The 26,318-nt window shown below is 66.6% G+C and carries 25 protein-coding genes; 11 read left to right on the top strand and 14 right to left on the bottom strand.

Annotation, left to right across the window (positions count from 1 at the left end):
* Window positions 1-177 precede the first annotated feature (177 nt).
* The 4 genes from N825_RS09195 (at window position 178) to N825_RS09180 (ending at window position 3,956) form a co-directional block, all read left to right on the top strand.
* A complete protein-coding gene (locus N825_RS09195) occupies window positions 178-1,851 on the top strand; it encodes a methyl-accepting chemotaxis protein (RefSeq protein WP_051511791.1) in 1,674 nt (557 codons plus the stop codon).
* A gap of 232 nt (window positions 1,852-2,083) precedes the next feature.
* Window positions 2,084-2,758: an energy-coupling factor ABC transporter ATP-binding protein gene (locus N825_RS09190; protein WP_037450331.1), complete on the top strand. Its 675-nt coding sequence runs from the start codon at window positions 2,084-2,086 to the stop codon at window positions 2,756-2,758.
* Entirely contained in the window at window positions 2,755-3,396 is a 642-nt protein-coding gene (locus tag N825_RS09185) for an energy-coupling factor transporter transmembrane component T family protein (RefSeq protein ID WP_037449975.1), read from the top strand. The genes N825_RS09190 and N825_RS09185 overlap by 4 nt, the downstream gene beginning before the upstream one ends.
* Before the next feature lie 17 nt (window positions 3,397-3,413).
* Window positions 3,414-3,956, top strand: coding sequence for a biotin transporter BioY (locus N825_RS09180; protein WP_037449973.1), 543 nt, complete (start codon window positions 3,414-3,416; stop codon window positions 3,954-3,956).
* Between the two features lie 72 nt (window positions 3,957-4,028).
* Here N825_RS09180 and N825_RS09175 read toward each other — a convergent pair whose 3' ends face one another.
* The 8 genes from N825_RS09175 to N825_RS09140 form a co-directional block, all read right to left on the bottom strand.
* Window positions 4,029-4,802 carry a substrate-binding periplasmic protein gene (locus N825_RS09175; protein WP_037449970.1) on the bottom strand — a complete coding sequence of 258 codons (774 nt, stop codon included), beginning with the start codon at window positions 4,800-4,802 and terminating at the stop codon, window positions 4,029-4,031.
* Between the two features lie 180 nt (window positions 4,803-4,982).
* Window positions 4,983-5,450 carry a molybdenum cofactor biosynthesis protein MoaE gene (locus N825_RS09170; RefSeq protein ID WP_037449967.1) on the bottom strand — a complete coding sequence of 156 codons (468 nt, stop codon included), beginning with the start codon at window positions 5,448-5,450 and terminating at the stop codon, window positions 4,983-4,985.
* Between the two features lie 4 nt (window positions 5,451-5,454).
* Window positions 5,455-5,706 carry a molybdopterin converting factor subunit 1 gene (moaD, locus tag N825_RS09165; protein ID WP_037449964.1) on the bottom strand — a complete coding sequence of 84 codons (252 nt, stop codon included), beginning with the start codon at window positions 5,704-5,706 and terminating at the stop codon, window positions 5,455-5,457.
* A 45-nt stretch (window positions 5,707-5,751) separates the two neighbouring features.
* A complete protein-coding gene (gene pgsA / locus N825_RS09160; RefSeq protein ID WP_037449963.1) occupies window positions 5,752-6,381 on the bottom strand; it encodes a CDP-diacylglycerol--glycerol-3-phosphate 3-phosphatidyltransferase in 630 nt (209 codons plus the stop codon).
* A 66-nt stretch (window positions 6,382-6,447) separates the two neighbouring features.
* Complete coding sequence (gene uvrC, locus N825_RS09155; protein WP_084164573.1) at window positions 6,448-8,403, bottom strand: excinuclease ABC subunit UvrC; 1,956 nt, start codon at window positions 8,401-8,403, stop codon at window positions 6,448-6,450.
* A 386-nt stretch (window positions 8,404-8,789) separates the two neighbouring features.
* Window positions 8,790-9,560, bottom strand: coding sequence for an SDR family oxidoreductase (locus tag N825_RS09150; RefSeq protein ID WP_037449960.1), 771 nt, complete (start codon window positions 9,558-9,560; stop codon window positions 8,790-8,792).
* 40 nt (window positions 9,561-9,600) lie between these two features.
* A complete protein-coding gene (locus N825_RS09145) occupies window positions 9,601-10,374 on the bottom strand; it encodes a phosphodiesterase (RefSeq protein WP_037449958.1) in 774 nt (257 codons plus the stop codon).
* A gap of 189 nt (window positions 10,375-10,563) precedes the next feature.
* Window positions 10,564-10,890, bottom strand: coding sequence for a hypothetical protein (locus tag N825_RS09140; RefSeq protein WP_037449955.1), 327 nt, complete (start codon window positions 10,888-10,890; stop codon window positions 10,564-10,566).
* A 278-nt stretch (window positions 10,891-11,168) separates the two neighbouring features.
* On the opposite strand from N825_RS09140, the gene N825_RS09135 reads away from it, so the two are divergent.
* The 4 genes from N825_RS09135 to N825_RS09120 all read left to right on the top strand — a co-directional run bounded on the left by N825_RS09135 (window position 11,169) and on the right by N825_RS09120 (window position 18,114).
* Window positions 11,169-11,975 (top strand): creatininase family protein, encoded by an 807-nt coding sequence (locus N825_RS09135; protein WP_037450327.1) that lies wholly within the window; start codon window positions 11,169-11,171, stop codon window positions 11,973-11,975.
* A gap of 426 nt (window positions 11,976-12,401) precedes the next feature.
* Window positions 12,402-13,736 (top strand): cytosine deaminase, encoded by a 1,335-nt coding sequence (locus N825_RS09130; protein WP_051511789.1) that lies wholly within the window; start codon window positions 12,402-12,404, stop codon window positions 13,734-13,736.
* 186 nt (window positions 13,737-13,922) lie between these two features.
* On the top strand, window positions 13,923-15,032 hold the full coding sequence (locus tag N825_RS09125) for an efflux RND transporter periplasmic adaptor subunit (protein ID WP_037449952.1): 1,110 nt from the start codon (window positions 13,923-13,925) through the stop codon (window positions 15,030-15,032).
* A gap of 4 nt (window positions 15,033-15,036) precedes the next feature.
* Entirely contained in the window at window positions 15,037-18,114 is a 3,078-nt protein-coding gene (locus N825_RS09120) for an efflux RND transporter permease subunit (protein WP_037449950.1), read from the top strand.
* A gap of 155 nt (window positions 18,115-18,269) precedes the next feature.
* Here N825_RS09120 and N825_RS09115 read toward each other — a convergent pair whose 3' ends face one another.
* The 5 genes from N825_RS09115 to N825_RS09095 all read right to left on the bottom strand — a co-directional run bounded on the left by N825_RS09115 (window position 18,270) and on the right by N825_RS09095 (window position 22,266).
* Window positions 18,270-18,644: a response regulator gene (locus N825_RS09115; RefSeq protein ID WP_051511788.1), complete on the bottom strand. Its 375-nt coding sequence runs from the start codon at window positions 18,642-18,644 to the stop codon at window positions 18,270-18,272.
* Between the two features lie 127 nt (window positions 18,645-18,771).
* The gene (locus tag N825_RS09110; protein ID WP_037449948.1) at window positions 18,772-19,362 is read right to left on the bottom strand and encodes an NAD(P)H-dependent oxidoreductase; all 591 of its coding nucleotides are present in this window, start codon (window positions 19,360-19,362) and stop codon (window positions 18,772-18,774) included.
* Entirely contained in the window at window positions 19,359-21,029 is a 1,671-nt protein-coding gene (locus tag N825_RS09105) for a CocE/NonD family hydrolase (RefSeq protein WP_198038243.1), read from the bottom strand. The genes N825_RS09110 and N825_RS09105 overlap by 4 nt, the downstream gene beginning before the upstream one ends.
* Window positions 21,026-21,478, bottom strand: a complete 453-nt coding sequence (locus N825_RS09100) for a cupin domain-containing protein (RefSeq protein ID WP_037450317.1) — start codon at window positions 21,476-21,478, stop codon at window positions 21,026-21,028. Before N825_RS09100 ends, N825_RS09105 begins: the two co-directional genes overlap by 4 nt.
* A gap of 5 nt (window positions 21,479-21,483) precedes the next feature.
* Window positions 21,484-22,266, bottom strand: coding sequence for a cysteine hydrolase family protein (locus N825_RS09095; protein WP_037449945.1), 783 nt, complete (start codon window positions 22,264-22,266; stop codon window positions 21,484-21,486).
* A 257-nt stretch (window positions 22,267-22,523) separates the two neighbouring features.
* Here N825_RS09095 and N825_RS09090 point away from each other — a divergent pair, with 257 nt between their 5' ends.
* Window positions 22,524-23,738: an amidase gene (locus N825_RS09090; protein WP_037449942.1), complete on the top strand. Its 1,215-nt coding sequence runs from the start codon at window positions 22,524-22,526 to the stop codon at window positions 23,736-23,738.
* Here the strand turns inward: N825_RS09090 and N825_RS09085 are convergent.
* The gene (locus N825_RS09085) at window positions 23,735-24,250 is read right to left on the bottom strand and encodes an adenine phosphoribosyltransferase (protein ID WP_037449939.1); all 516 of its coding nucleotides are present in this window, start codon (window positions 24,248-24,250) and stop codon (window positions 23,735-23,737) included. The two genes, N825_RS09090 and N825_RS09085, sit on opposite strands and share 4 nt — an antisense overlap.
* Window positions 24,251-24,376: 126 nt before the next feature.
* On the opposite strand from N825_RS09085, the gene N825_RS09080 reads away from it, so the two are divergent.
* Window positions 24,377-25,525, top strand: coding sequence for an MlaE family ABC transporter permease (locus N825_RS09080; protein ID WP_084164571.1), 1,149 nt, complete (start codon window positions 24,377-24,379; stop codon window positions 25,523-25,525).
* Window positions 25,485-26,318 (top strand): ABC transporter ATP-binding protein, encoded by an 834-nt coding sequence (locus N825_RS09075; protein ID WP_051511786.1) that lies wholly within the window; start codon window positions 25,485-25,487, stop codon window positions 26,316-26,318. The genes N825_RS09080 and N825_RS09075 overlap by 41 nt, the downstream gene beginning before the upstream one ends.

The raw sequence follows: 26,318 nt of genomic DNA, 5'->3' as shown, positions 1-26,318 counted from the left end.
AAGCCCGTGGCGTCCGTTGAAGTTTTTGATACCGTACTGCGACAACTTGCTCGTATGCCATCGACGGGGTTGGGCTATTCTAATATGAATATGACGTAGCAATGCAACGATTTATGGCTTGCCATCTCATCGTGCGCAATCCGCCCAAATCGGCTTGGCGGTTCAAGGAGAGTGATAATGGGGGATCGTCAGGGGAAAGGCACTGAACGGACCGGAAGCAGGTTCTCGCTGAAGAGCATCAACCAGAAGGTCATTCTGTCCGTCACCCTTTTGCTGATCGGCGGATTGGGCGGTCTCGTCGCCTATCAGAGCTACGCTTCGCGCGTCCTTGCGCTCAGCACCTTCGACGACAGCAACGCCATCCTCACCGCCATGCTCGGCGACAACATGTCGAGCGCCGTCAAATACGCCAGGACCGAAGCCCTCACGAACTCCTACAAGGAAATCGCGCAGAACGCTCGCGCCGGGTTGGACGGCGTCCTGGTCCACGCCGCCGATGGCAAGCCGCTCAACGATTTCGCGCAGCCCGGCTTCGACAAGGCGATGCTCCAAGCCTTCGCCGACAAGAACAAGCTGCCGGCGGACCGCAACAACATCACCGTGTCCACGGAAGATCACACCTTCATGATCATCCCGGTTTCGTTCGGCGCCCAGCGCGAGCGGATCGGAACCCTGGCGGTGGCGTGGAGCCGCGCCAACGTCATGCGGGCCATCGCCGAGGACACGCTGACATCCGCGCTGATCTCGATCGGCATCGTGATCCTGCTGGTGACGGCCCTCTACCTCCTGCTGCGCGTCGTGGTGATCCGGCCGACCGGCATCATCTCCGAGGCCATGGCGAAGATCACGCGCGGCGAGCTGAATTTCGAGCTGGACCAAGTCAGGCGGGGCGACGAGATCGGCACCATGGCGCGCGCCGTCGGCGTCTTCCGGGAGAACGCCATCAAGGTGCTCGACTTCGCCCGGGAGCAGGAGATCCAGAAGGTGGAGGCCGAACGCAACCGTGTCGCCATGGTCGCCAAGATGGCCGACGACTTCGACGGCAAGCTGTCGTCCGTGCTCGACTCGGTGTCCAGTTCGGCCGACCAGATGGGCGCCTTCGCCCGGACGATGTCCGAGAAGATGAACGAGGCGGAGCGGGGCACGGCCGAGATCACCCGCGCCACCGACAACACGATCTCCAACGTCGGCAACATCGCGGCCGCCACCGAGGAGCTTTCGGCGACCACCAGCGAGATCGCCCAGCGGATCAACGAGAGCGTCGACGTCGCCCGCAAGACCGCAACGGCGGCCGACCAGACCAGCAAGACCATCGCCGATCTCGCGGCCCAGGCGCTCAAGATCGGCGACATCGTCCAACTCATCAACGACATCGCCGGCAAGACCAACCTGCTGGCGCTGAACGCGACCATCGAGGCGGCGCGGGCGGGAGAGGCGGGCCGGGGCTTCGCCGTCGTGGCGTCCGAGGTCAAGGCGCTGGCCAGCCAGACGGCGCAGGCGACCGAGGAGATCACCCACCAGATCATGGGGGTCCAGCAGGTCACCAACAGGGCGGTCGAGGAGATCCGCACGATCTCGGCCGTGGCCGACGGGGCGCGGGAAATCGCGTCCGGCATCGCCGCCGCCGTGGAGGAGCAGAACATCACCACGCAGGACATCTCGCAGGCGGCGGCCCATGCCGCCAATGGCACCCAGGCTGTCGCCAGCAACATCAACATGGTCACGCTGGGCGTGGTCGACGCGACGCAGACGGTCCGCCAATTGCTCGACGCCAGCCAGGAGGTTTCCAAGCAGTTCGACTACCTGCGCTCCCAGGTGGCACAGTTCATCAACGACATGCGCGCGGCCTGATCCACCCGGCCGGCCGTCCCAGGGCGGCTTGTGGCCGATGCCCATTGCGAACGAGAGCCGCTGAAATGAAGGGCGCTGGATGGTTCATCCGGCGCCCTTCATTGATTTGCGCGGAGATCTTGGTAAGTTCGCCACCGTTGCCGGCTTCCGAAGCCTGGACCCTCCCGTCGATCTGGATCGCCCCTCGGCATGGACACTTGGCATGACCCGTTGGGCATGATTGAACCGCGGCATGATTGAACTGCGCGACGTGTCGCACGCCTTCGATGGGCGCATGATCCTCCACGACGTGCACCTGCGCCTGGATCAGCGGCGCATTGGCGTGGTGGGGGCCAACGGCTCGGGCAAGAGCACCTTCGCGCGCCTGCTCAACGGCTTGCTCGTGCCAACCCAGGGCAGGGTGCTGGTGGATGGGCTGGACACCAGGACCGACGGCAAGGCCGTGCGTCGCGCGGTCGGGTTCGTCTTTCAGAACCCCGACAGCCAGATCGTCTTTCCCATCGTCTCGGAGGATCTGGCCTTCGGCCTCAAGCCCCTGAGACTGCCGCGCGCCGAGCTGGACGCGAGGATCGACGCCGCCTTGCGGCGCTATGGCATGGAGCGGTACCGCGACCACCCTTGCCACCACTTGAGCGGTGGGGAAAAGCAGCTCCTGGCCCTTTCCTCCGTCCTGATCATGGAACCGCGTCACGTGATTCTCGACGAACCGACGACGTTGCTCGACCTCCGCAACCGCAACCGCGTGGTCGAAGCGCTGGGTGACCTGCCGCAACGGATCATCGTGGTATCCCACGACCTCGACCTGTTCCGCGATTTCGACCGGGTGATCGTGTTCGATGGCGGGAGGATCGTCGCCGACGACGATCCCGCTCCGGCGCTGGCCCACTACGTTTCCCTGATGTCATGACGCTCGGCCTCCACCTGCCCGGCGACAGCGTCATCCACCGCTTGCCGGTCGGGTGGAAGATCGGTTGCCTCCTGCTCGCCAGCACCGGCCTCTTCCTGGTCTCCGATCCGGCTTGGCTGGCGTTGGCCTTGGCGGGAGTCGCGATCCTGGTCATCGTCGCGCGGATTCCGCCCAGCGTCATGGCGCGCCAGATGGCGCCGGCCCTGGTGATTCTGGCGATCCTGGTCGCCGTTCAGGCGATCTTCGCCTCGGGACGGGAGGCGCTGGAACTTGGGCTGCGGTTCGGCGCGCTGCTGCCGCTGGCGTGCCTCGTCACCTTCACGTCGCGCGTTTCCGACATGATCGAGTTCATCGAGCGGATCACGGCTCCCTTGGCCCGGATCGGCTTCGATCCGGCCGCCGTCGCCCTGGCGCTGACGCTAGCCATTCGGTTCATCCCCGTCCTGTTCCAACTGATGACGGAAATCCGCGACGCGCAACGGGCGCGGGGGCTGGAACGAAGCCCTCTCGCCTTCTTCGCGCCGCTGCTCATCCGGACACTCAAGATGGCGCACGAGGTTTCCGAGGCGATCGAGGCGCGTGGCGATCCCGCGCCGCCGGACGGTCCGGCGGGAAGATCCCGCGCCAATCGAAAATAAGGGATGAGAGCAAGAAGATGGTGGTCAAGCACGTCGTCCATATCGCGCTGTTCGCCGCGATCGTCGCGGCATTGGGGCTGATGCCGCCGATACCGCTGCCGGTCATCCCCGTGCCGATCACGGCGCAGAGCATGGGGGCCATGCTGGCGGGCTCCATCCTGGGCGCTCGACGCGGTGGGCTGGCACTGGTCGTCTTCATCGCCCTGGTGATGATCGGCATGCCCATCCTCTCCGGCGGGCGTGGCGGCTTCGGGGTGTTCATGGGTCCGACGGCGGGCTTCATCCTGTCCTGGGCGGTCGCGGCCTTCATGATCGGCCACCTGACCGAACGGTCCTGGTCCCGATTGACCTTGGCCCGGCTGATCGCCTTCAACGTCCTGGGCGGCATCGTCGTGGTCTACGGCATCGGCATCGCCTGGCTGTCCTTGGTCTCCGGGGTGCCGATCGACAAGGCCCTGTATGGGTCGGCGGTTTTCATCCCGGGTGACATCGTCAAATGCGTCCTGGCCTCGATGATCGCCATGACGGTCAAGCGATCCTATCCGGTGATCCGGCGATAGCGGGGACCGCTGCCGCGACAAAAAAGGCGACCGGCCGGAGCCGGTCGCCTTCCACGCGCCATCGGACCGGGATCAGTTCAGGCCGTACTTGACCAGTAGACGGTCGAAGGTGCCGTCCTGCTGGATGACCTCGAACGCCGACTGCCACTCGTCGACCTTGATCAGGTTGCCCTTCAGGCTCGCCCCGATGAACGACCCGGTGATCTCGACCGGCGTTCCGAACACGAGCTGGTCATTGCGGCCGATGCCACGCCACTCGCTGACAGTCATCGGGTTGATGCCGTAGATCGACGCGACCTTGCCGGCGGCCAAGCCCTCGACCAAGGCCTTGTTGGACGGGAACTCGACGGTGTTCGTCAGCCCGTATTCCTTGAGGAACGTCTGCGAGGAGCTGCGCTCGAGCACGCCGATCGAGGCGACCTTCTTGGCCTCCTCCGGCGAGTTGACCGGAGCGGCGCCAGGCAGCGTCGTGAACGACCGCTTCATGTCGAACATCTTGGTGATCCAGCGGAAGCTGTTCTCGCGCTGCGGCGTCCGGGTCAGCGGGAAGATCAGGACATCGGCTTCGTTCTGGGCGATCTTGGACGCGTCGGTCCACAGGATGACCTCGATCGGGGCGGTCACCTTGACCAGCTTCTTCAGCTCCTCCATCACGTCGTACAGGAGGCCACGTTCGGTTTCCGAGTCGTTGGTCAGGGGAGGCACGACGCTGGTGACGATCCGGATCGGATCGGCCTTGGCCGGACCAGCGGCGAACAGGCCGGCGCAAAGCGCCAGGGCCGCGGCGGATTGGAGGGCCTTCTTGAAAAAACTGTTCTTATCGCCCGCACCATCGCGCTGGAACATGGCTGATTCCTTTCAGTCCGTGGGAAGTTCCCGGTTTGTCGCGACGGATACTCAGGTGAAATAGTTAGAAATTTTTTAATAATGATTAGGGTGCGACGATAATTCCGCAATGATGGATGTGAAGATGGCGAATGAATACTGGGTTATGTTGAAAAGGTGCTTCAGAATACGCGTGTACACTCAACCCTTTTCGTTTGCCGTCGTCTCCGCCCACCGCGATGCCGCGATGTCGTCACCTTCCTTGGCTTCGACCCAATGGCTGCCTTTGGCGGTTTCCTCGAGCTTCCAGAACGGTGCCCGGGTCTTCAGCCAGTCGATCAGGAAGTGACAGCTCTCGAAGGCGGCCTCGCGGTGCGCGCTGGCGGTGGCGACCAGGACGATCCTGTCGCCCGGCTCCAGCCGGCCATACCGGTGGATGATCAGGGTCGCGTCGAGCTTCCAGCGCCGCGACGCCTCGGCCTCGATCTCGGCCAGCTGGCGCTCCGTCATCCCCGGATAGTGCTCCAGCGTCATGGCGCTGGGCCCGCCGCCCATCTCGCGCACCAGTCCGACGAAGCTGGTGACGCCGCCGATGCCGTGGTTGTTCTCGGTCAGGGCCGCCAGTTCGGCCCCGACATCGAAATCCTCCCGCTGGACGCGGATCGCCATGACGTCAGCCTCCCGTCACCGGCGGGAACAGGGCGACCTCGTCCCCGGCCTTCAGGGGGTGGTCGGGGCGGGCGTATTGCTGGTTGACCGCGACGCGGACCACGGCGGTGTTCTTGAAGGCGTCGGCGAAATTGGGGCCGCGCGTGGGCAGCCACTCGATCAGCGAGGCGACGTCCCGGACATGCTCCGGCGGCGCCACCTCCTCGTGGGCGACGCCCGTCTTGGTCCGCAGCCACGCGAAGTACAGCAGCTTCATGATCAGGGTTCCTCAGGTTTGCCGAACGCGCGGCGCCGGCGGGACTCAGCCGGCGCCGCGCGCCGTGGTGGCGGCGTGCGGCTCCACCGGGCGCGCCACCGGATCGGGCTCCGGCTCGCGTTCCTCGTTCATGTGCTTCCACCCCGCCCGCATGTAGTCCCAACCCGTGATCAGCGTCAGCAGGCCCGCCGCCCACAGGCCCGCCTCGCCGATCGCCTGCACCGGCAAGTTGGGCGGGCCGTCGTCGCCGACGATCAGGATGCCCAGCGCCACCATCTGGATCGCGGTCTTCCACTTGGCCAGCTTGCTGACCGGCATGCCGACCCGGATACCGGCCAGGAACTCCCGCAGACCCGAGACCAGGACCTCGCGCAGCAGGATGACGACGGCGGGCAGCACAGCCACACCACTCAGCTTGTCGACCGCGACCAGCATGAACAGGACGGCGGCGACCAGCAGCTTGTCGGCGATCGGATCAAGGAATTTTCCGACGAGTGAAACCTGCGACCAGCTGCGCGCCAGGTATCCATCGAAGTAGTCGGTGATGGCCGCCAGCGCGAATAATCCGCACGCGGTCCAGGCCGCCCAGTGCTCGCGGACGAAGAACAGCCCGATGATGATCGGGATGACGATGATCCGCGAGAGTGTCAGGAGATTGGGCAGGCTGGTCAGCATGACTTGAAGGCTCTGATTTGCGACGACCCGGCGGGTCGAAGGGGACCCGGCGGCTGGAGCGGCATTCTAGCCGTCCGGATGGAAGTGATCATAAATCTTTTTAGCCACCGTGCGGCTGATTCCCTCGACTCCCTCCAAATCCGCCAGTCCAGCGCGTTCGACCCCCCGCGCCGACCCGAAATGGTGCAGTAACGCTTTCTTGCGCGACGGCCCGATGCCTGGGATCTCGTCGATCACCGACTGTCCGATCGCCTTGGTGCGGCGCGCCCGGTGGGTGCCGATGGCGAAACGGTGCGCCTCGTCGCGCAGTCTCTGAAGGAAATAGAGCACCGGGTCCTTCGGGTCCATGCCGAAAGGCGGCCGGTCCGGCATGAAGAAGCGTTCGCGCCCGGCGTTGCGGTCGGGACCCTTGGCGATCGACACCACCGCCAAGTCGGTGATGTCCAGCTCGTTCAGCACTTGCATCGTGGCGCTCAGCTGCCCTTGGCCACCGTCGATCAGCACCAGATCGGGCCACATCCCGCGCTCGCGTTCGGGATCCTCCTTCAACGCGCGGGAGAACCGGCGGGTCAGCACCTCGCGCATCATGCCGTAATCGTCGCCGGGCGCCACGTCGGACCGGATGTTGAACTTGCGGTAGCTGTTCTTCATCAGCCCGTCCGGACCCGCCACGATCATGCCGCCGATCGCGTTGGTGCCCTGGATGTGGCTGTTGTCGTAGACCTCGATCCGTTCCGGGACGCTGTCGAGCCCGAACACCTCGGCGACACCCTCCAGCAGGCGCGCCTGCGACGCGCTCTCCGACAGGCGCCGTCCCAGCGCCTCCTTGGCGTTGACCAGGGCATGGTCGACCAGCCGCTTCTTGTCGCCCCGGCGCGGCTCCGACAGCTCGATCCGATGGCCGGCGCGCAGGCTCAGCGCCTCGGCGATCAGTTCCCGCTCCTCCGGCTCGTGGCTGAGCAGGATCAGGCGCGGCGCCGGCTTGTTGTCGTAGAACTGGCTGATGAAGGAGCCCAGGACCTCGGCGGTCTCCAGGTTCTTGTCGTGGCTGGGGAAATAGGCCCGGTTGCCATAGTTGCTGCCGCCCCGGAAGAAGAAGACCTGGATGCAGGTGGAGCCGCCGTCCTGATGGCAGGCGATCACGTCGGCGTCCTCGATTCCCTCGACGTTGATGTCCTGGTGGGCCTGGGTATCGGACAGCGCCCGGATGCGGTCGCGGAACCGGGCGGCGGTCTCGAAGTCTAGCGCCTCGGCCGCCGCCTGCATCTGCTTGGCGAAATCGGCCTGGATGTCCCGGCTCTTGCCCGCCAGGAAGGCGCGCGCCTGGGCCACCTGCGCCTGGTACTCCGCCGGGGTGACGCGGCCGACGCAAGGCGCCGTGCAGCGCTTGATCTGGTGCTGCAGGCAGGGGCGGGTGCGGGTGGCGTAGACCGTGTCGGCGCAGTTGCGCAGCTGGAAGGCGCGCTGCAACGCCGTCACCGTCCGATTGACCGCGCTGCCCGAGGCGAACGGACCGAAATAGTCGGCGGTCTGGTCGCGGGCGCCGCGATGCTTGGTCAGCTGCGGATAGTCGTGGTCGCGGGTGATCTTGATGTACGGGAAGGACTTGTCGTCCCGCAGCAGGACGTTGTAACGCGGCATCAGCCGCTTGATCAGGTTCGACTCGAGCAGCAGCGCCTCGACCTCGGTGTGGGTCGTGACGAATTCCATGTTGGTGGTCTCGGCCACCATGCGCTGGAGCCGGTTGGGCAGCTTCTGGACATGGGTGTAGTTGACCACCCGCTTCTTCAGGTTCTTGGCCTTGCCGACATACAGGGCGTCGCCTGCGTCGTTCATCATCCGGTAGACGCCGGGGCTGTTGGGCAGCGTCCGCAAGTAACCCCGGATGATCTCGGCCCCCTGCGTCAGATTACCCGCGGTGACCCGCCGGCGCGGCGCGGGCGGTGCTGGGGCCGGCGATGCCGGCTGGTCCGCCGGTCCGGAGGAGCCGGGAAGGGGGGTGGTGATCTGATCAGCTGCCATGATGCGCGGTATGTTGGCTGTTTTCGGCCATTGGTCAACCGTCGTCCCGGGGAATGGGGCGCCGACTCACCCCGGGCGGAACAGGGCTTCAGGACTATCCACGGAAACTGTGGATAACTATGTCGATAACCTGCGGACGACTCACTGGGAAATCAGCATCTCTCAGGGTTTCCAGCTTCTGCCCAAATAGTAGGCAAAAAAGACAAGTAATTGATATTGCTCATGAATTTTCCTGTCAAGCGGCTGCGACATGGGGCTGTGCCGCATTTTTACGGTTGACAAGACGTGGCTCGCGGCGAGTGCGAGCGTTGTGCAAAACTTCAATGCCGCGAGAGTTGAGTTTGTCGATGTGACAGTTTCGAGTACCCGTATACTGTCCCGGCGGCTCACTCGACTGGCACGAATCCGCGTCCTGGCTGGGCCCAGCCAAGATGCTCGCCGCCATCCAGCGCGATCATCTGTCCGGTCAGGGCCGGCGAGTCGAGTATGAACCGGACGCCGTCGCAGATCTCCTCCGGCGAGGTCGGGCGCTGGAGCGGGATGTTCTCCCACTGGGACGCGAAATGCTCCTCCGTCTGGCGGTCGTTCCTCAGGGTCGGGCCCGGGCCGATGCCATTGACCCTGATTCGTGGCGCCAGCGCCAGCGCCAGGGTCTGGGTCAATGTCCACAACCCCGCCTTGCTCAGGGTATAGGACAGGAAATGCGGCGTCAGGTTCCAGACCCGCTGGTCCAGGATGTTGACGACGCAGCCCCGCTCGTCGTCCGGCAATTGCCGGGCGAAGGCCTGGGAGAGCACCAGCGGGGCCCGCAGGTTGGTCTCGATGTGGCGGTCCCAGCTGGTCCGGTCGGCGGTGCCGATCTCGTCCCGTTCGAAGACGCTGGCGTTGTTGATCAACGCGGTCAGCGGTCCCAGCCGCTCGACCGCCTCCGGCACCAGGCGGACGGTGTCGGCCTCGTCTCCCAGGTCGCCCTGGATCGCCACGGCCCTGCCGCCGGCACTGGCGATCTCCGCCACCACGCCGTCGGCGTCGTCCCTGGAGGTGAAGTAGTGAACGGCGACGGCCCAGCCATGCGCGGCGAGATCCAGCGCCATGGCCCGGCCGATCCGCTTGCCGGCTCCCGTGATCAACACGGTCTTTTTCTTGATCGCTACCATGGCGTCAATCTAACCCGCCGCCACCGGCTGGCAAGCGTCTTCAGGGGCTTATCGGAACGAGATGGCTGACGATGCCATGACCGTGGCGCCACAGGTGGAGCGCCATGGCGGGCGGTTCCGGCGACACCGCCGCCGGCGCCTCGGGATCGAGATCGAGCGCGAACAGGAAAGCGGCGCTGGGCGCCGTGCTGGAGATCGTGCCGTGCCAGCGGACCTGCGTCGGACGATGGACATGGCCGCACAGGATGCGCTCGATCTCGGGATGCTTCCCGACCAGCGCCCCCAGGCGCTCCGTGCCGAAGCAGCGCAGCGCGTCCATGAAGCGCACGCCGACCTCGTGCGGCGGATGGTGCATCAGGAGCACGGTGGGCCTGCCGTCCGACTCCGAAAGCCTCCGCTCCAGCCACTCGGTCCGCCGCCCGCACAGCAATCCCGAGGTTTCACCGGGCACCAGCGTGTCCAGCGCGATCACGCGCACCGGAAGATGGTCGATCACGTATTGGAAATAGGGCCCTTCGGGCGGCAGCCAGGGCTGGCCCGCGCACAGACGCCGCAATCCGTCTCGGTCGTCGTGGTTGCCGGGAATGGCGCACCAGGGCGGTTCCAGCGGCGCCAGCAACCGGGCCAACGCCTCGTACTCTCCCGGATGGGGTCCATTGGCGAGGTCGCCGGTGATGACGACGAGATCCGGCCGGGGCCGAAGCGCGTTGAGCCGCGCCACCGTCGTGGCCAGGGCGGTGGCGGTATCGATCCGGCCGGCGGCCAGTTCGCCCGGCTCGGTCACGTGCAGGTCGGAGATCTGCGCGATCAGCATCCCGGTTTCTTTGCGTATGGCACCTTGGCCGCGACCATGCTGGTCAAGGCGTGCGTTCGATGGCGAAGATGACTCAGATTGCCCTGATGTCGAGTTCGAAGAAAGGAAAAGAAGCGGCGGAGGTGTGACCTCCGCCGCTCCCTGGCTGGGTGGTTTGGTTTCCGGGATCTGTGGCGGGCCCTCCGCCGCTCAGCAGCCGGCTTCGGAATTGATGCCCCCGACCGTCTGGCAGGCGTTGGAGAGGAAGCCGGTGGAGGCGTTGACGGCGTTGTTGGCGAGGCCGATCACGGTGGCGTTGCCCTTGACCTCGACGTTGCCCTTGATCGAGCCGATGTTCTGGTCGGCCTTGGCCAGGAAGCCGGTCGCGGCGTTGACCGCGTTGTTGGCGAGGCCGATGACCGTGGCGTTGCCGCCGATCTGGACGCCGCCGCGCTGCTGCGCCATCGCGGGGCTGATGACCAGGGAACCGGTGAACAGGGAGACGGCGACCAGGGCGGCGGTGGTGATGCGGATCATGACGATGGCTCCTTATCGGGTTGGTTTGGTTGGGTTGTTCAGGTTCAGGTTGGAGGCGGCTGCCGTTGTCTTCCGTCGCCGTCTCGATGAACAAACCCTAACCAATCCCAGGGCTTGGGCCTGTAAACCAGCCCACACCGCGCGGGTTTTCGGTGTGAACCAAGTCACCCTCGCGATGCGGCCTCCCGCGGCCACCCCCTGCTGGACGCCTCCACCTTTGGCATGCTCCTTGAAGACGAACGGGACCAAGACGATCTCGAATGGGGGAGGAACGCACCATGTCGGTGCCGCGGAGCCGTTACTGGCATGAGTTGACGACCAAGGAATTCGCGGCGCTGGATGCCGAACACACCATCGCCGTGCTGCCGGTGGGCGCCGTGGAGCAGCATGGGCCGCACCTTTCGGTCTGGGTCGACAGTGCCATAAACGCGGGTATCATCGCCCGCGCCGTCCCGTTGATCCCTCCGGACCTCTCCGTGCTTGTCCTACCCATGCTACCGGTCGGAAAATCCGACGAGCACCAAGCCTTTCCCGGCACGCTGACCCTTTCCGCCGAGACGCTGATCCGCGTCTGGACCGAGGTCGGCGAGAGCGTCCACCGCGCCGGCATCCGCAAGCTGGTCCTGTTCAACAGCCATGGTGGCCAGCCCCAGATCATGGCCATCGTGGCGCGCGACCTGCGGGTCCGTTTGAAGATGTTCGTGGTGACCTGTGACTGGTTTAGCCCCGGCCTACCGGAGGGCTTGTTCCCGCCATCGGAGGTGGTCCACGGGATCCATGGCGGCGCCATCGAAACCTCGATGATGCTTCACCTACGCCCCGATCTGGTCCGCCCCGCCGAGCGTCGGAAGTTCGATAGCCTGAGCATCGAGATGGAGCAGGAGTTCAAATACCTGACGCCGGAGGGCAAGGTCGGGTTCGGCTGGCAAAGCCAGGACCTCAACCTGTTCGGCGTCTGCGGTGACGCCACGGACGCTGACGCCGAGCGTGGCGCCAAGCTGGTCGACCACGCCGCCCGCTGCCTTGTCGAGCTGCTGGGTGAGGTCGAGCGCTTTCCGCTGGACGCGTTGCGCGATCGGGTGTGACCGGTTGGGCGGGCGCGTGCCTCATTTTTGCACAACCGTTGATGCGGCGCCGCTTTTTCGTGCGCTGGGTGCGGGGAAGCATCGCGTGCACCCGAGAGCGGCCGGCGAAGACGTCGTGGTACGGCTTTTGCTGAGAATACGAATGGCGGCGTCAAGTGCGCCGCGCCGGATTTCACGAACTAGGGACATGCGCCAGACACGTGGAAACAGGATCGCCCCGGTAGGCGGGGATTATTCCACGGTCCGGCAATCCCTGACCAGTCACTCTAGGGGGGCGGGATCTTGGTCCCCTCCGCATTGGAACCCGTCCCCCTCTTTTCCCAGTTTTGATCTTCCGGGCCCTCTTTTCCCGAAATTCGCCGGGTATCGTGATATGCATGATGCCGAGAGCGCTTCAGCATCCGCTTGAGAGAACGGTCGCCGATCATGCCGATCCCTTTCCAGAAATGCTTCGCCGGCCCATCTCCCGGCGCCAAGTTCTGGCTGAAGAAGGCCACCGTGCCGTTATCCCTGCTCGCCGATCCATTACCTGGGATCGCGGCCGGGGCCGGTCGCGACGATCTGGTACCGGTCGACATCAGGATCGAGAACGGCGCGGTCGCCGCCGTGCTGCCTGAAGGAACCGCACCCTGCTGCGGTCCCGGCTTCAACCTGGAGCACGGTATCGTCTGGCCGTGCCCGGTCGACATCCACACCCATCTCGACAAGGGCCACATCTGGCCGCGCCAAGAGAACCCCGACGGGACCTTCAAAGGTGCCCTCGACGCCGTCGCGCGCGACCGCGAGGCCCATTGGAGCGCCCGCGACGTGGCCGCCCGCATGGAGTTCGGTCTGAAATGCGGCCACGCTCACGGCACGGCGGCCATCCGCACCCATCTCGACTCGCAAGGCCCTCAAGCCGACATCTCGTGGCCAGTGTTCGCCGAGGCGCGCGACCGCTGGGCCGGCAGGATCACGCTCCAAGCGGTCTCGCTGGTCATGATCGAGACCTACCTGACGGATGAAGGCGTCCGGATCGCCGATCTGGTGGCGCGCCACGGTGGGGTGCTCGGCTGTGTCAGCTACATGATCCCCGGGATCGACACCGCCCTGGACCGGCTGTTCGCGCTGGCGGCGGAGCGCGGGCTCGATGTCGATTTCCATGTGGACGAGACGGACGACCCCTCGGCCGAGAGCCTCCGCCACATCGCCCAAGCGGTCCTTCGCGCCGAATTCCAAGGGCGGGTCCTGTGCGGCCATTGCTGCAGCCTCGCCACCCAGGATCCAGACCAGGCGCTCGCCACGCTCGACCTGGTGGCGGAAGCCGGGCTGGCGGTGGTGACCCTGCCCATGTGCAATCTCTATCTCCAGGATCGGGTGCCGGGCCGCACGCCCCGTTGGCGCGGCGTCACCCTACTTCACGAAATGCGGGCGCGCGGCATTCCGGTGGCGGTGGCGTCCGACAATTGCCGCGACCCGTTCTACGGCTATGGCGACCATGACATGGTCGAGGTCCATCGCGAGGCGACCCGGATCCTGCACCTGGATCGGCCCTTCGGCGATTGGCCGCGCGCCACGGCGGCGACCCCCGCCCACATCATGCGACTCGATGACATGGGCTTGATCGGAGATGGCCGTGCCGCCGACCTGATCGTGTTCCGGGCACGAACCTACAGCGAGCTGCTGTCACGGCCGCAATCCGACCGTACGGTGCTTCGCGCGGGAACGCCGCTCGACGTCAGACCGCCCGACTACCGCGAGTTGGACGAGTTGTTCACGTGAAGCCTCTGGAGCCAACCCTGACGTGTCGCCAATAGTTGCGTTAGTTCATTATTGATCGGCGCGCTCGACTTCGTGTTCCGAAAAAGCCATGATCATTTTAGTAAAGAGGTGCGGACAGTTTCGTACGCACCCTTTTTGGGTATCATCGGCAGAGGGACCGGGCCGGGCGCGGCCGGATCGAGAGTCATGAAGCTGTTCGCGCGTCTGGTCATCCTCGTCGCCCTGCTGGGGCTCGGCGGTGGGGCCTACTGGTATTTCACCGTCCACCAAGGCGCGGGCATGACCGCCGCCAAGGCTCCCGGTGGTGGCGCCCCAGGAGGGGGCGGGCCGCCCGGTGGCATCCCCGTCGAGGCGCGGACGGTCGATATCGGCGACGTGTCGCGCACGGTGACCTCCGTCGGCACCCTGTTCTCCGACGAGTCGGTGATCATGCGGCCCGAGGTGGCGGGCAGGATTACCGAGATCCGATTCGGCGAGGGCCAGCGGATACGCAAGGGCACGGTGATGCTGCGGCTGGACGACGCCATCGCCAGGGCGACGCTGGAACAGGCGATGGCCAGCCTCAACCTCAGCAAGACCGAGGCCGACCGCGCCGACGAGCTGTACCGCCAGGGCTCCGGCAGCGCCCGCGCCCGTGACCAGGCCCGCGCCAAGCTGCTGGCGGACGAGGCGTCGGTGTCGCTGGCCCGCGCCCAGCTCGCGAAGCTGGAACTGCTGGCGCCATTCGACGGTGTGCTCGGCCTGCGCCGGGTCAGTGTCGGCGACGTGGTCCAGTCCGGCAAGGAGATCGTCAACCTCGAGGCCGTCGATACCCTCAAGCTGGATTTCCGGGTGCCGGAGCTTTACCTGCCGACCGTGCGGAACGGCCAGACGCTGGCGATCACGGTCGACGCGGTGCCCGACCGTCAGTTCGCCGGCACCGTCTACGCGATCGACCCGCTGGTTGATGTCAATGGCCGCAGCGTCAACATCCGCGCCCGCGTGCCCAACACCGACGACGTCCTGCGGCCTGGCCTGTTCGCCCGCGTGACGCTGACCCTGACCACCCGGAAGAACTCCATCCTGGTGCCCGAGGAGGCCATGGTCTCGGTCGGGGCCGACCAGTTCGTCTTCAAGGTGGTGGACGGCAAGGTGACGCGGGTCAAGGTCCGCACCGGCGAGCGCCGCGCCGCCAAGGTCGAGATCGTCGACGGGCTGTCCGCCGGCGACATCATCGTGACGGCGGGGCATCTGAAGATCCGCGACGGCGTTCCGGTCACGATCGTTCCAGCGGTCGGGCCCGCGGCCGGGAGCTGAACCCATGCAAATCTCCGAACTCAGCATCCGGCGCCCGGTCCTCGCCACCGTCATGAGCCTGACGGTGCTGCTGATCGGCATCGTGGCCTATCAGCGGTTGGCGGTGCGCGAATATCCCAAGATCGACGAGCCGGTGGTCACGGTGACCACCAAGTACCAGGGCGCCAGCGCCGAGATCGTCGAGAGCCAAGTGACCCAGCCGCTGGAGGAAAGTCTGGCCGGCATCGAGGGCATCGACGTGATGTCCTCGATCAGCCGGTCGGAAACCAGCCAGATCACGGTGCGCTTCCGCATCACGCGCGAGGTCGACGTCGCGGCCAACGACGTGCGCGACCGGGTCGGACGCGTGCGCGGCGGCCTGCCGGACGAGATCGACGAGCCGGTCATCGCCAAGGTCGAGGCCGACGCCCAGCCGATCATCTATCTGGCCTTCTCCAGCGACCGCCACACGCCGCTGGACGTCACCGACTACGCCGACCGCTTCGTCAAGGACCGGTTGCAGAACCTGCCCGGCGTCGCCGATATCCGCATCTTCGGCGAGCGCAAATACGCCATGCGGATCTGGCTCGACCCCACCCGCATGGCCGCCTACAAGGTGACGCCGCAGGACGTCGAGACCGCGCTCCGCCGCCAGAACATCGAGATCCCGGCGGGCCGGGTGGAGAGCGTCCAGCGCGAGTTCACCGTCGTGTCCGAGACCGACATGCGGACGCCGGTCGAGTTCGAGAACGTCATCCTGCGTGACGAATCGGGCTATCTGGTCCGCCTGGGCGATGTCGGACGGGCCGAGATCGGCGCGCGGGACGAGCGGGTGCTGGCGCGGTTCAACGGCCGCAACGCCGTCGCGATGGGCGTCGTCAAGCAATCGACCGCCAATCCGCTGGATGTCTCCAAGGCGGTGCAGACGACCCTGCCGGTGATCCGGTCGACCCTACCGGACGGCATGAGCGTCGATATCGGCTATGACAGCTCGGTCTTCATCGCCGAGTCGATCAACGCCGTGTTCCACACGATCCTGGAAGCGATCGTCCTGGTCGTGCTGGTGATCTTCTTCTTCCTGCGGTCGCTGCGCGCGACCCTGATCCCGCTGGTCACCATCCCGGTGTCGCTGATCGGCACCTTCGCGATCATGTTCGTCTTCGGTTTCAGCATCAACACGCTGACCCTGCTGGCGATGGTCCTGGCGATCGGGCTGGTGGTGGACGACGCCATCGTCATGCTGGAGAACATCTACCGCCACGTCGAGGAGGGCATGCCGCCGTTCCGCGCGGCCCTCCAGGGCTCGCGCGAGATCGGTTTCGCGGTGGTCGCGATGACCATCACGCTGGCGGCGGTGTACGCGCCGATCGGCTTCCAGACCGGACGCACGGGGCGGCTGTTCACCGAGTTCGCGCTGACCCTGGCGAGCGCGGTGCTGGTCTCCGGCTTCGTGGCGCTGACGCTGTCGCCGATGATGTGCTCCAAGCTGCTCAAGCATCAGGCGCGCCATGGCTTCTTCTACAACCTGATCGAGGGCTTCCTGAACGGCCTGACCAACGGCTACCGCTGGGTCCTGCGGCTGTCGCTGCGGGCCCGGCCGGTCATCGTGCTGATCGGGCTCGGCGTCGCGGCGGCCAGCTACGTCCTGTTCGGCCAGATCAAGTCGGAGCTGGCACCGACCGAGGACCGCGGCACCATCGTCGGCATCGTGATAGCGCCAGAAGGCTCGACCATGGAGTACACCGACCGCTACGCCCGCGTGCTCGAAGGCTTCGTCAAGCAGGTGCCGGTGGTCGAGAAGTTCTTCATGGTCGTCGGCTTCCCAGTGGTCAACCAGGGCATCACCTTCGTCCGGCTGATCGACTGGAAGGACCGCGACATCAAGCAGCAGACGGTCGTCCAGCAACTGGCGCCGAAGTTCTTCGGCGTGCCCGGCACGCTGGCCTTTCCGGTCAACCCGCCGTCGCTGGGGCAGAGCCCGACCGACAAGCCGATCCAGTTCGTCATCCAAACCTCGCTGCCCTACCGCGACCTCCAGGGCATGGTCGATAAGATGATAGCCGAGGCACGGACCAATCCCGGCTTGGTCAACATCGACACCGACCTCAAGCTGAACAAGCCGGAGCTGAAGATCTCGCTCGACCGCGACAAGGCGGCGGACATGGGGTTGGAGATCGACACCATCGGACGGACGCTGGAAACCCTGCTGGGTGGCCGGCAGGTCACCCGGTTCAAACGCAACGGCAAGCAATACGACGTGATTGTCCAGGTCGGCGGCGTCGACCGCACCAACCCGGACGACATCGCCAGGATCCATGTCAGGGGCAAGAAGGGCGATATGATCAGCCTCGCCAACCTGATCAGGATCGAGGAGCGGGTCTCGCCGAAGGAGCTGAACCACTTCAACAAGCTCCGCTCCGCCACGATCACCGCGACGCTGGGGCCGAACTACACGATGGGCGAGGGGCTGGCCTTCCTGACCGCCGCGGCGGAACGGTCGCTGCCGGCGGCGGCGCAGGTCGACTACTCGGGCCAGAGTCGGGAATTCCGCGAGTCGAGCAGTGGCCTCTACGTCACCTTCGTGCTGGCGCTGGCCTTCATCTATCTGGTGCTGGCGGCGCAGTTCGAGAGCTTCGTCGATCCCTTCGTGATCATGCTGACCGTCCCGCTGTCGATGACCGGCGCCTTGCTGGCGCTCCAGCTGACCGGCGCCACCATGAACGTCTATAGCCAGATCGGGCTGGTGACGCTGGTCGGACTGATCACCAAGCACGGCATCCTGATCGTCGAATTCGCCAACCAGCTCCAGCGCCAGGGCGTCGACGTGCGCGACGCCGTAATCCAGTCCACCGTGCTGCGGCTTCGCCCGATCCTGATGACGACAGGCGCCATGGTCCTGGGTGCCGTGCCGCTGGCCTTCGCGACCGGCGCCGGTGCCGAGAGCCGTCAGGCGATCGGCGCCGTGATCGTCGGCGGCATGCTGCTGGGCACGCTGCTGACCCTGTTCGTGGTGCCGACGGTCTACACCTACATCGCGCGCAAGAGACCCTTCCAGGAAGACGCCCCCGCCATCCCGCACGTTCAGCCGCACCCGGCGGAGTGATCGGGCGGAGTGTCGCGGGCAAACGCCTTCAGCCGTAGGTCGGATAAAGCGAAGCGGCATCCGACAAGCAGGCGCGTCGGGAGTGATTTCGGCTGCCGCTGCGCCATAGCCGACCTACTTCCTCCACCAAAGATGCCACCACTCATGAAGGGCCTTCAGCCCTCGGCCCGTTTTAGCAGCCCGAACATCACCGTCAGCAGTTCGGCGGGCCGGACCGGTTTGCCGATGAAGGCGTCCATGCCGGCGGTGTGGCAGGCTTCCCGGTTGTCGCCGTCGGTGTGGGCGGTGACCGCGACGATGGGGGTGCGTCCCGCCTCGCCGGGCATGGCGCGGATCAGGCGCGTCGCCTGGATGCCATCCATCCGCGGCATCATCACGTCCATCAGGATCAGCCGGATGCCGCCGTCGGCCATGGCCTTGACGGCGGCCTCGCCATCCGGGACGACGCGTGTCTGGTAGCCGGCCCTGCGGCAGATCAGATCGACCAGCTTCTGATTGATCGGGTTGTCCTCGGCGATCAGGATCTGCATGGGGCACCGCTGGGACCGAGTGGACTCGAAGAATGAATTTAAGGCGTGTTGTATGAAACTTTCAATCCTAATATGTCATTGTAATATGCGTTCCGCCCGCGACCGCCCCGACCTCGGATGCGCCGGATCAGAAGCGCGAGAGCGTCTTGTCGACCTTCGCAAGGAAGCGCCGCCGGCTCTCGGGCGTTGATTTGTCCATCGACGCGTGGGCCAGATGGACCACGCGACAGCCGCGCGCCATCAGCGGCCTCAGCCCGCGCGTGAACACCGCCTTGCCGGGGTCGCGCATCCAGAACTTCATGAACCACCAGGGCGAGCCATGGGTCGTGATGATCGCCAGCTTGCGGATGTTGGTCAGCCCCGGCTGGATCCTGCCGCCGTCCTCCGGCAGGTGGAAGGCCACCCCCGGCAGCCAGACGCGGTCCAGATAGCCCTTCAGGATGGCGGGCACGCCGTACCACCAGGTGGGAAAAACGAAGACCAGCGCGTCGGCCCAGCGCAGGGCATCGACGTACTCCCTGACCGGCGCCTCGTTGACGCCGGTCGTGTGATAGTCCTCGCGCTCCCGGGCGCCCAGGGTGGGGTCGAAGCCGCGGGCGTGGAGGTCGAAATCGCGGACCTCGTGGCCCGCCCGTTCCAGCGCCGCGACCACCGTCCGGTGGATCGCGGCGTTGAAGCTGGTGTCGACCGGGTGGGCGAAAATGACGTGTATCCTCATACCGCCTTGAGTAGCGGAAGCGTCAGCCGCGTTCCAGCGGTGTGAAAGGCCAGGGTGATCGTCCGGCAATCGACCAGTCGCGTCTCCGCCGCCTCGGCACCCGTGCCGGGGTTGACCGGAAAGGCCGGGAAGCAGGCGCCGGCGAGGCTCAGGCGCAGGCGGCAACCAGCTGGGACCGTGGCGCAGACGGCGCGCATCGCAACGCGCAAGGGCAGGGTCGCGGCCCCTTCCTCGACCCGGGCGTGCCCCTGCGTCAGGTTCAGCACCCGGCCGTCCGGCTCGACCCTGGACAGCACGGCGGAGACGTCGAAGCTGGCGGCGTCGGACAGCACCGCCAGTTCCAGCGCCACTGGGCCGGCCAAGGTCACCGGGGAGGACAGCGGTTCCGTCGTGTAGCAGGCGACGTCGCCGCGCTGGTCCACCTCCGACCGGTCGCGCATGCCGGCCTGGATGGCGGCGTGGCCGCCGACCGTCGGCACCGGACGCCACGGGTCATGGACGATCCTATCCACGCCGGTCCCGCTCGGCCGCTCGACCAGCCTGCCTTCCTCGGTCGAGACGGCGGCCAGCCCCGTGGTGGCGATGTGGAGGTGGCTCGGCTCCGGGTCGGGCAAAGCGTCGAAGCTCCGCCAGTGCCCGGTCCCCAGGTCGAACAGGTCGACCGCCGGGGCGTCCGGCGCCGGCTGGCCCTTCAGGAAGCGGTCGAACCAGGCGATCTGCTCGCGGTCGACCGGACTGGCGGCCTCCGGGCCGAAATCGACGCTCCCGACCTTGCGGATCCAGGGCATGTGGGTCCAGGGGCCGACGATCAGCCGTTGCGGCGCGTCGGTGCGGGCGGCGATCTCCTTGAAGGCGCCCAGCGTACCGGTCAGCATCTGGTCGAACCAGCCGCCGATATGGAGCATCGGCACGTCCACCGGCTTGCCGGTCAGCGCCGCGCGCGGCGAGATCCGGTCCCAGAAAGGACCCGGCTGCGGATGGCCCAACCAGTCGTCGTAGTGGGAATAGCGGGCGTAGCCGCGCAGGACGCGGGGATGGGTCGGCAGTTCCTCGTCCAGCGGCAATACCCGCGCCGCCGCGTAGAGCGCCTGATGCGCGATGAAGTCCTGGCGCCGCCGCGCGGCCTCCGCCGCCATCTGGATGCCCCAGCCCAGGTTGTCGGCCAGCCGGAAGGCTCCCCCCTCATAGGCCCAGTCGTCGTGCATGTCCCAGCCGACCATGGCTGGGCACAGCGCCTTCAGGGCCGGGGCGCCGCCGGCCAGCGCCAAGAGCTGCGTGTTGCCCTGATAGGAGAACCCGTACATGCCGACCACCCCCGTCGATCCGGGCAGTCCGGCGGCCCAGGCCACGGAATCGGCGCCGTCCTCGACCTCGTGGTCGAACAGCCTGAACTCGCCCGCCGAGGTGCCGCAGCCGCGAACGTCCTGGACGACCACGATGTAGCCATGGGCCGCGTACCATTGCGGATGGGCGTAGACGACGGTCGACGCGATCGAGCGGCCATAGGGCTGGCGCATCAGAAGGACGGGGAAGGGGCCGGGGGCGTCCGGTTCGTGTATGTCGGCGTCCAGCCGGACACCGTCGCGCGTCGTCATCGAGACGGTGCGCGGTGGCCGCACCGGCAGCGGCGTGGTGTTCCGGTCGCGCCCGCCGGCCAGGGCGATCATGGCGACCGCATGCCCGTCAGGACCGCCCTGTCCTCGTCATCGAGCGCCACCGGGGTGCCGGCGTGGATCATCTCGGCGAAGTCCTCGTTCGGCACCATCGTACAGAGCGCGTACAGCTTGGACGCCCCGGTGTTCTCGATGACGTGGACGCTGGTCGGCGGCAGCAGGATCGCGTCGCCGGTCCGGAGCTCGACGGTCCGGCCATCGCAGTGGGCGCGGCCCTCGCCTTTCAGGATGAAGAACATCTCGTGGGCGCGCTGGTGGCTGTTCGGTGGCGTCTTGCCGCCGACATCGTAGATCTCGACCACGCAGGTGAACGGCACGCCTTCGCCAATCGGATCGAACACGCAGGCCATGTAATTGGTGTCGTCCGGACTGATCCGGAACGCACGGTAATCGGCGGCGGTCTTGACCACCAAGTCCCCGGCGGTTTCCTGGACGGGTGCCATGTCGCTCAATCCCTCATGCCGTTCAGCAGGTGGTCGGATGTCGTGACGAAGCCGAAGCATTGCTTGACGTTGTACAGGGTGGCCTCGAGGCAATAGCTGGGCGAGGTGGTCGCGGCGCAATCGCCGACCAGCACGCAGTCGTAGCCGAGGAAATTGGCGTCCTGCAGGGTACACATCACGCACTGGTCGACATTGACGCCCGCGAACAACAGCGTCTTGACGCCAAGATTGCGGAGGATGCTGTCCAGTTCGGTATCCCAGAAACCGCTCATCCGGTACTTGGCGACGTGGATGTCGGTCGGGGCCACCGCGAGCCCGTCGACGATCGCCGCCGCCCAGCTGTCGCGTTCCAGCACCTTGGCCCCTGCCGCCGGTCCCGCCGGGCCGGGCAGGGGATCGCCCAGGCCGACGCCCTCGCCCGTCGGCTTGTAGACGTGGAGCAGCGACGGGCTGAGGTTCAGCCGGTCCGGCCGGTTGCCCCAGTTGACCCACAGGACCGGCACCCCCTTGGCGCGCAGCCGCGGCATCAACGCGGTGAGCGGCGCTATCGGGGTGCGGGCGGCGGTGACGTCGACGCCGATATGCGCCAGCCAGCCGTGGGGAGAGCAGAAGTCGTTCTGCATGTCGATCACGACGATCGCCGTCCGGGCCAGATCGATCACGATGTTCTGCGGCTCCGCCTTGGCCGCCAGCGGATGGGGTGTCGCCGGCGGACGGACCATGTCGACCGTCTCGCGGGAGACGCGCCACCGGTTCGCCGGCGCCGAGCCGAGCGGGTTCATCACCATTGCTTGCTCCCCCTTGATGGGACATGGGATCAGCGTGTCGGCGGAGGCTCGCACGCGGCGTGCCATTGGTCCCAGACCCGGTTTGAAGGCCGCCGCCAAAGCCGGATGTACCCCCGCGTGGCCACGGGGATGCCGGTTAAGGGCTCTCTCCTGCACAGGATTTAGGCGGTATATTGCTCTTCTTATAGGCTTGCGATGGAGGCGTCGCGGGCTATGGTTAGACTTATGTTCTATGTCGCTGATGGACCGGGTGAAAAATGAGAATCGATGCTGGCAGGAAGCCCGGTTGGGAGAAGCTCGGCGCGTTCTGTCGCCACGTCGATGTGGATATTCCGGGTGCCGCCGACGGTCCGCTGGCCGGCCTGACCTTCGCGGCCAAGGACCTGTTCGATGTCGCGGGGCATCCAACCGGTGCCGGCAATCCCGCTTGGCTGTCATCCCATCCGGTGGCGACCCGCACCGCCAAGGCGGTCCAGATGATGTTGGACGCGGGCGCGCGGCTGGTCGGCAAGACCATCACCGACGAGTTGGCCTTCAGCATCAATGGCCAGAACGCTCATTACGGCACGCCGCTCAACCCGAAGGCTCCCCAGCGCATCCCCGGCGGTTCCTCCAGCGGATCGGCCTCCGCCGTGGCCGGCGGCGCCGTGCCGATGGCGCTCGGCACCGACACGGGCGGCTCGGTCCGCGTGCCGGCCTCGTTCTGCGGCATCCTGGGGTTCCGCCCGACCCATGGCAGCGTCCCGCTCGACGGCGTGGCGCTCCTGGCTCCCAGCTTCGACACCGTCGGCTGGTTCGCGCCCGACGCCGACCTGCTGGAGCGGCTTGGCCGCGTGCTGCTCGATCTCAAGGAGGAGGGCGGACGCCCCCGCAACATCCTGCTGGTCGAGGACGCCTTCGCGCTGACCGATCCCCCCGTCAGGCAGGCGCTGGGGCCCGCGATTGACGCCGTGACGGCGGCGCTGGGGTCGCCGCGCGACGTGACGCTCAGCGGCGGCGGTTTGAACGAGGGCTGGCTGGACGCCTTCCGGACGCTTCAGATGCGCGAGGTCTGGAGCACCCATGGGGCATGGATCACCGGGCATCGCCCGCTGTTCGGGCCGGGTGTGGCGGAACGTTTCCAGGTGGCCTCGACCGTGACGGAGGCCGCGGCGGCCCAGGCCGACAACTTCCGCCGCCGCATGACCGAGCAGATGGACAGCCTGCTGTGCAATGGCGACCTGCTGCTGATGCCGACCTCGCCGACCGTGGCGCCGCTCAAGGACACGCCGCAGGGCGAAATGGACCAGTTCCGCGCCCGCGTCATGAGCATGACCTGCGTCGCCGGCCTCGCCCGCCTGCCCCAGGTCAGCATCCCCGCCGCCGAGGTCGACGGCTGCCCCGTGGGATTGTCGCTGGTCGCCCGCCGAGGCGGGGACGCCATGCTGCTGGCGGCGGCGAAACTCGCGGCGGCGGCGCTCCAGGGCGCCTAGGACTCGTACCGCACCACCGACTGGACGGGCACGTCCAGTTTGGCGGCGCCGTTCAGGAAGCCCAGTTCGATGATGAACTGCGCGGCGGCCACGTCGGCGCCAACCCGGCGCAGCAGGCTGATGGCCGCCGCCATGGTGCCGCCGGTGGCCAGCAGGTCGTCGAGCACCACCACGCGGGTGCCTGGCTTGATCGCGTCGGCCTGGATCTCGATCGTGTCGGTGCCGTATTCCAGGTCGTAGTTGTGGGTGATGATGTCGCCCGGCAGCTTGCCGCGTTTGCGGATCATCACGAAGCCCAGGCCCATCGCCAGCGCCAGCGGTGCCGCCGCCAGGAACCCGCGGGATTCGATGCCGACCAGAAGCGCGGGCTTATGGGGCTCGACCGCCTCCTTCAGCTGGCGCACCGTGTCCCGCCACGCTTCAGCGTGGGCGAGCAGGGTGGAAATGTCGTAGAACATGATTCCGGGCTTTGGAAAGTCCGGGATGCTTCGGATATGGTCCTTGATGTTCATCGCTGTCCTACGCGTTCCGGTGACTTCTTGACCCGTGACTTGGTGGCCTGGATCGGCTCGATGCCTTTCGCGGCGCGACCGGCATCCTAGTCGCCGCGCGCCCCTCATGCAAACGGGAGACCCGTCATGCCGGATGATAGGGCTTGGCTTCGATGGGACGGGAGTGGCGGAGATGGCGGTGGCGATGTCATAGCCGCCGGTGGACACTGGGTGATCGCGACCGCCGGCGGTCTGGCGCCCGTTTTGGCGGCGGTGCGGCCCAAAGCGGCGGCGCGACCGCTCAGTCTCGACCTGTCGGCGCTGGACGCGGTCGACACCGTCGGCGCCTTGCTGCTGCTCCGGCTGGTCGATCGCCTGGAGGCGGACGGTATCCCGGTGGCCATGACCGGCGCCCGCCCGGAGCACGCCACCTTGATCGACGCCGTCCACCGGGCCGACCGGAGCTGCGAGCCATCCAAGCCGACGGATCCCCATCCGATCCTGGCGATGGTCGAGCGCACCGGCCGCGCCGCCGTACAGGTTGGCCGGGACCTGCGCGACCTGCTGAACTTCCTCGGCATGATGGTGACGGCCCTGGTCGGGACACTGCTCCGGCCCCGCCGGCTGAGGCTGACGGCGGTGGTCCACCACATGGAGCAGACCGGCCTCAACGCGCTGCCGATCGTCGGGCTGCTGTCTTTCCTGATCGGCGTCGTCCTGGCCTATCAGGGGGCCGACCAACTGCGCCAGTTCGGCGCGGAGTTGTTCGTGGTCAACCTGCTCGGCATCTCGATCCTGCGCGAGATCGGCATCCTGATGACCTCGATCATCATCGCCGGCCGCTCCGGTTCCGCCTTCACGGCGCAGATCGGGACCATGAACGTCAACCTGGAAATCGACGCGCTCCGCACGCTCGGGCTCGACCCGATGGAATTGCTGGTGCTGCCCCGCGCCCTCGCCTTGATGATCACGCTGCCCCTGCTGGCGTTCTACGCCGATGTCGTCGGCCTGCTGGGGGGCGCCGTCATGTGCTATTTCGTGCTGGACATCAGCTTCGGCCAGTTCGTCCAGCAGCTTCACGGCGCCATCACCCTGTCGACATTGATGGTCGGTTTGTCCAAGGCGCCGGTGTTCGCCTTCGTGATAGCCTTGGTCGGGTGCTATGAGGGGTTGAGGGTGAGCGGCAGCGCCGAGAGCGTCGGTCGTCTGACGACCCGATCGGTGGTGGTGGGGATCTTCCTGGTGATCGTGCTCGATGCCCTCTTCTCGATCCTCTTCTCCTATCTTGGCGTCTGAGCCCGTGGCGACACGAAGCGAGCCGGTCATCCGAGTGCGCGGCCTGGTCACCCGGTTCGGCGTCCAGACCATCCACGACGGTCTCGACCTGGACGTGCGCCGGGGCGAGGTGCTGGGTGTGGTTGGCGGGTCGGGGACCGGAAAATCGGTGCTGCTCAAGGCGATCATCGGCTTGGTGCGCCCCGCCGCCGGAACGATCCAGGTGCTGGGGGACGACACCGCCACGCTGGACGACGCGGCCCGCATCCGGCTCCAGGCCCGCTGGGGCGTGCTGTTCCAGGACGGCGCCCTGTTCAGCTCGATGACCGTGTCGGAGAACATCCAGGTTCCCTTGAAGGAGCATACCAGCCTCGATCCCTTCACCATCGCCGAGGTCGCCCGCATCAAGATCGCCATGACTGGATTGCCGCCGTCGGCCGGGAGCAAATACCCCTCCGAGCTGTCGGGCGGCATGCGGAAGCGCGCCGGGCTGGCGCGGGCTTTGGCCTTGGACCCGGAGATCCTGTTCCTCGACGAGCCGACCGCCGGCCTCGACCCAATCGGCGCCGCCGCGTTCGACGCTCTGATCCGCAACCTCCAACGCAGCCTGGGATTGACGGTCTTCATGGTAACCCACGACCTCGACAGCCTGCGCGCGATCTGCGACCGTATCGCCGTGCTGATTGACAAACGGATCGTGGTGGACACGCTGGAGAAGCTTCGCCTGCTTGACCATCCCTGGATCAGGGAATACTTCCACGGGCCGCGCGGCCGCGCGGCGCTGGCGGGTGACGAACGGCGGGCGGAGGGCTGA

Source organism: Skermanella stibiiresistens SB22, from assembly GCF_000576635.1.
Lineage (GTDB): Bacteria > Pseudomonadota > Alphaproteobacteria > Azospirillales > Azospirillaceae > Skermanella > Skermanella stibiiresistens.
Note: the sequence above shows the minus strand (reverse complement) of the source record. Positions and strands in the feature narration are given on the sequence as shown.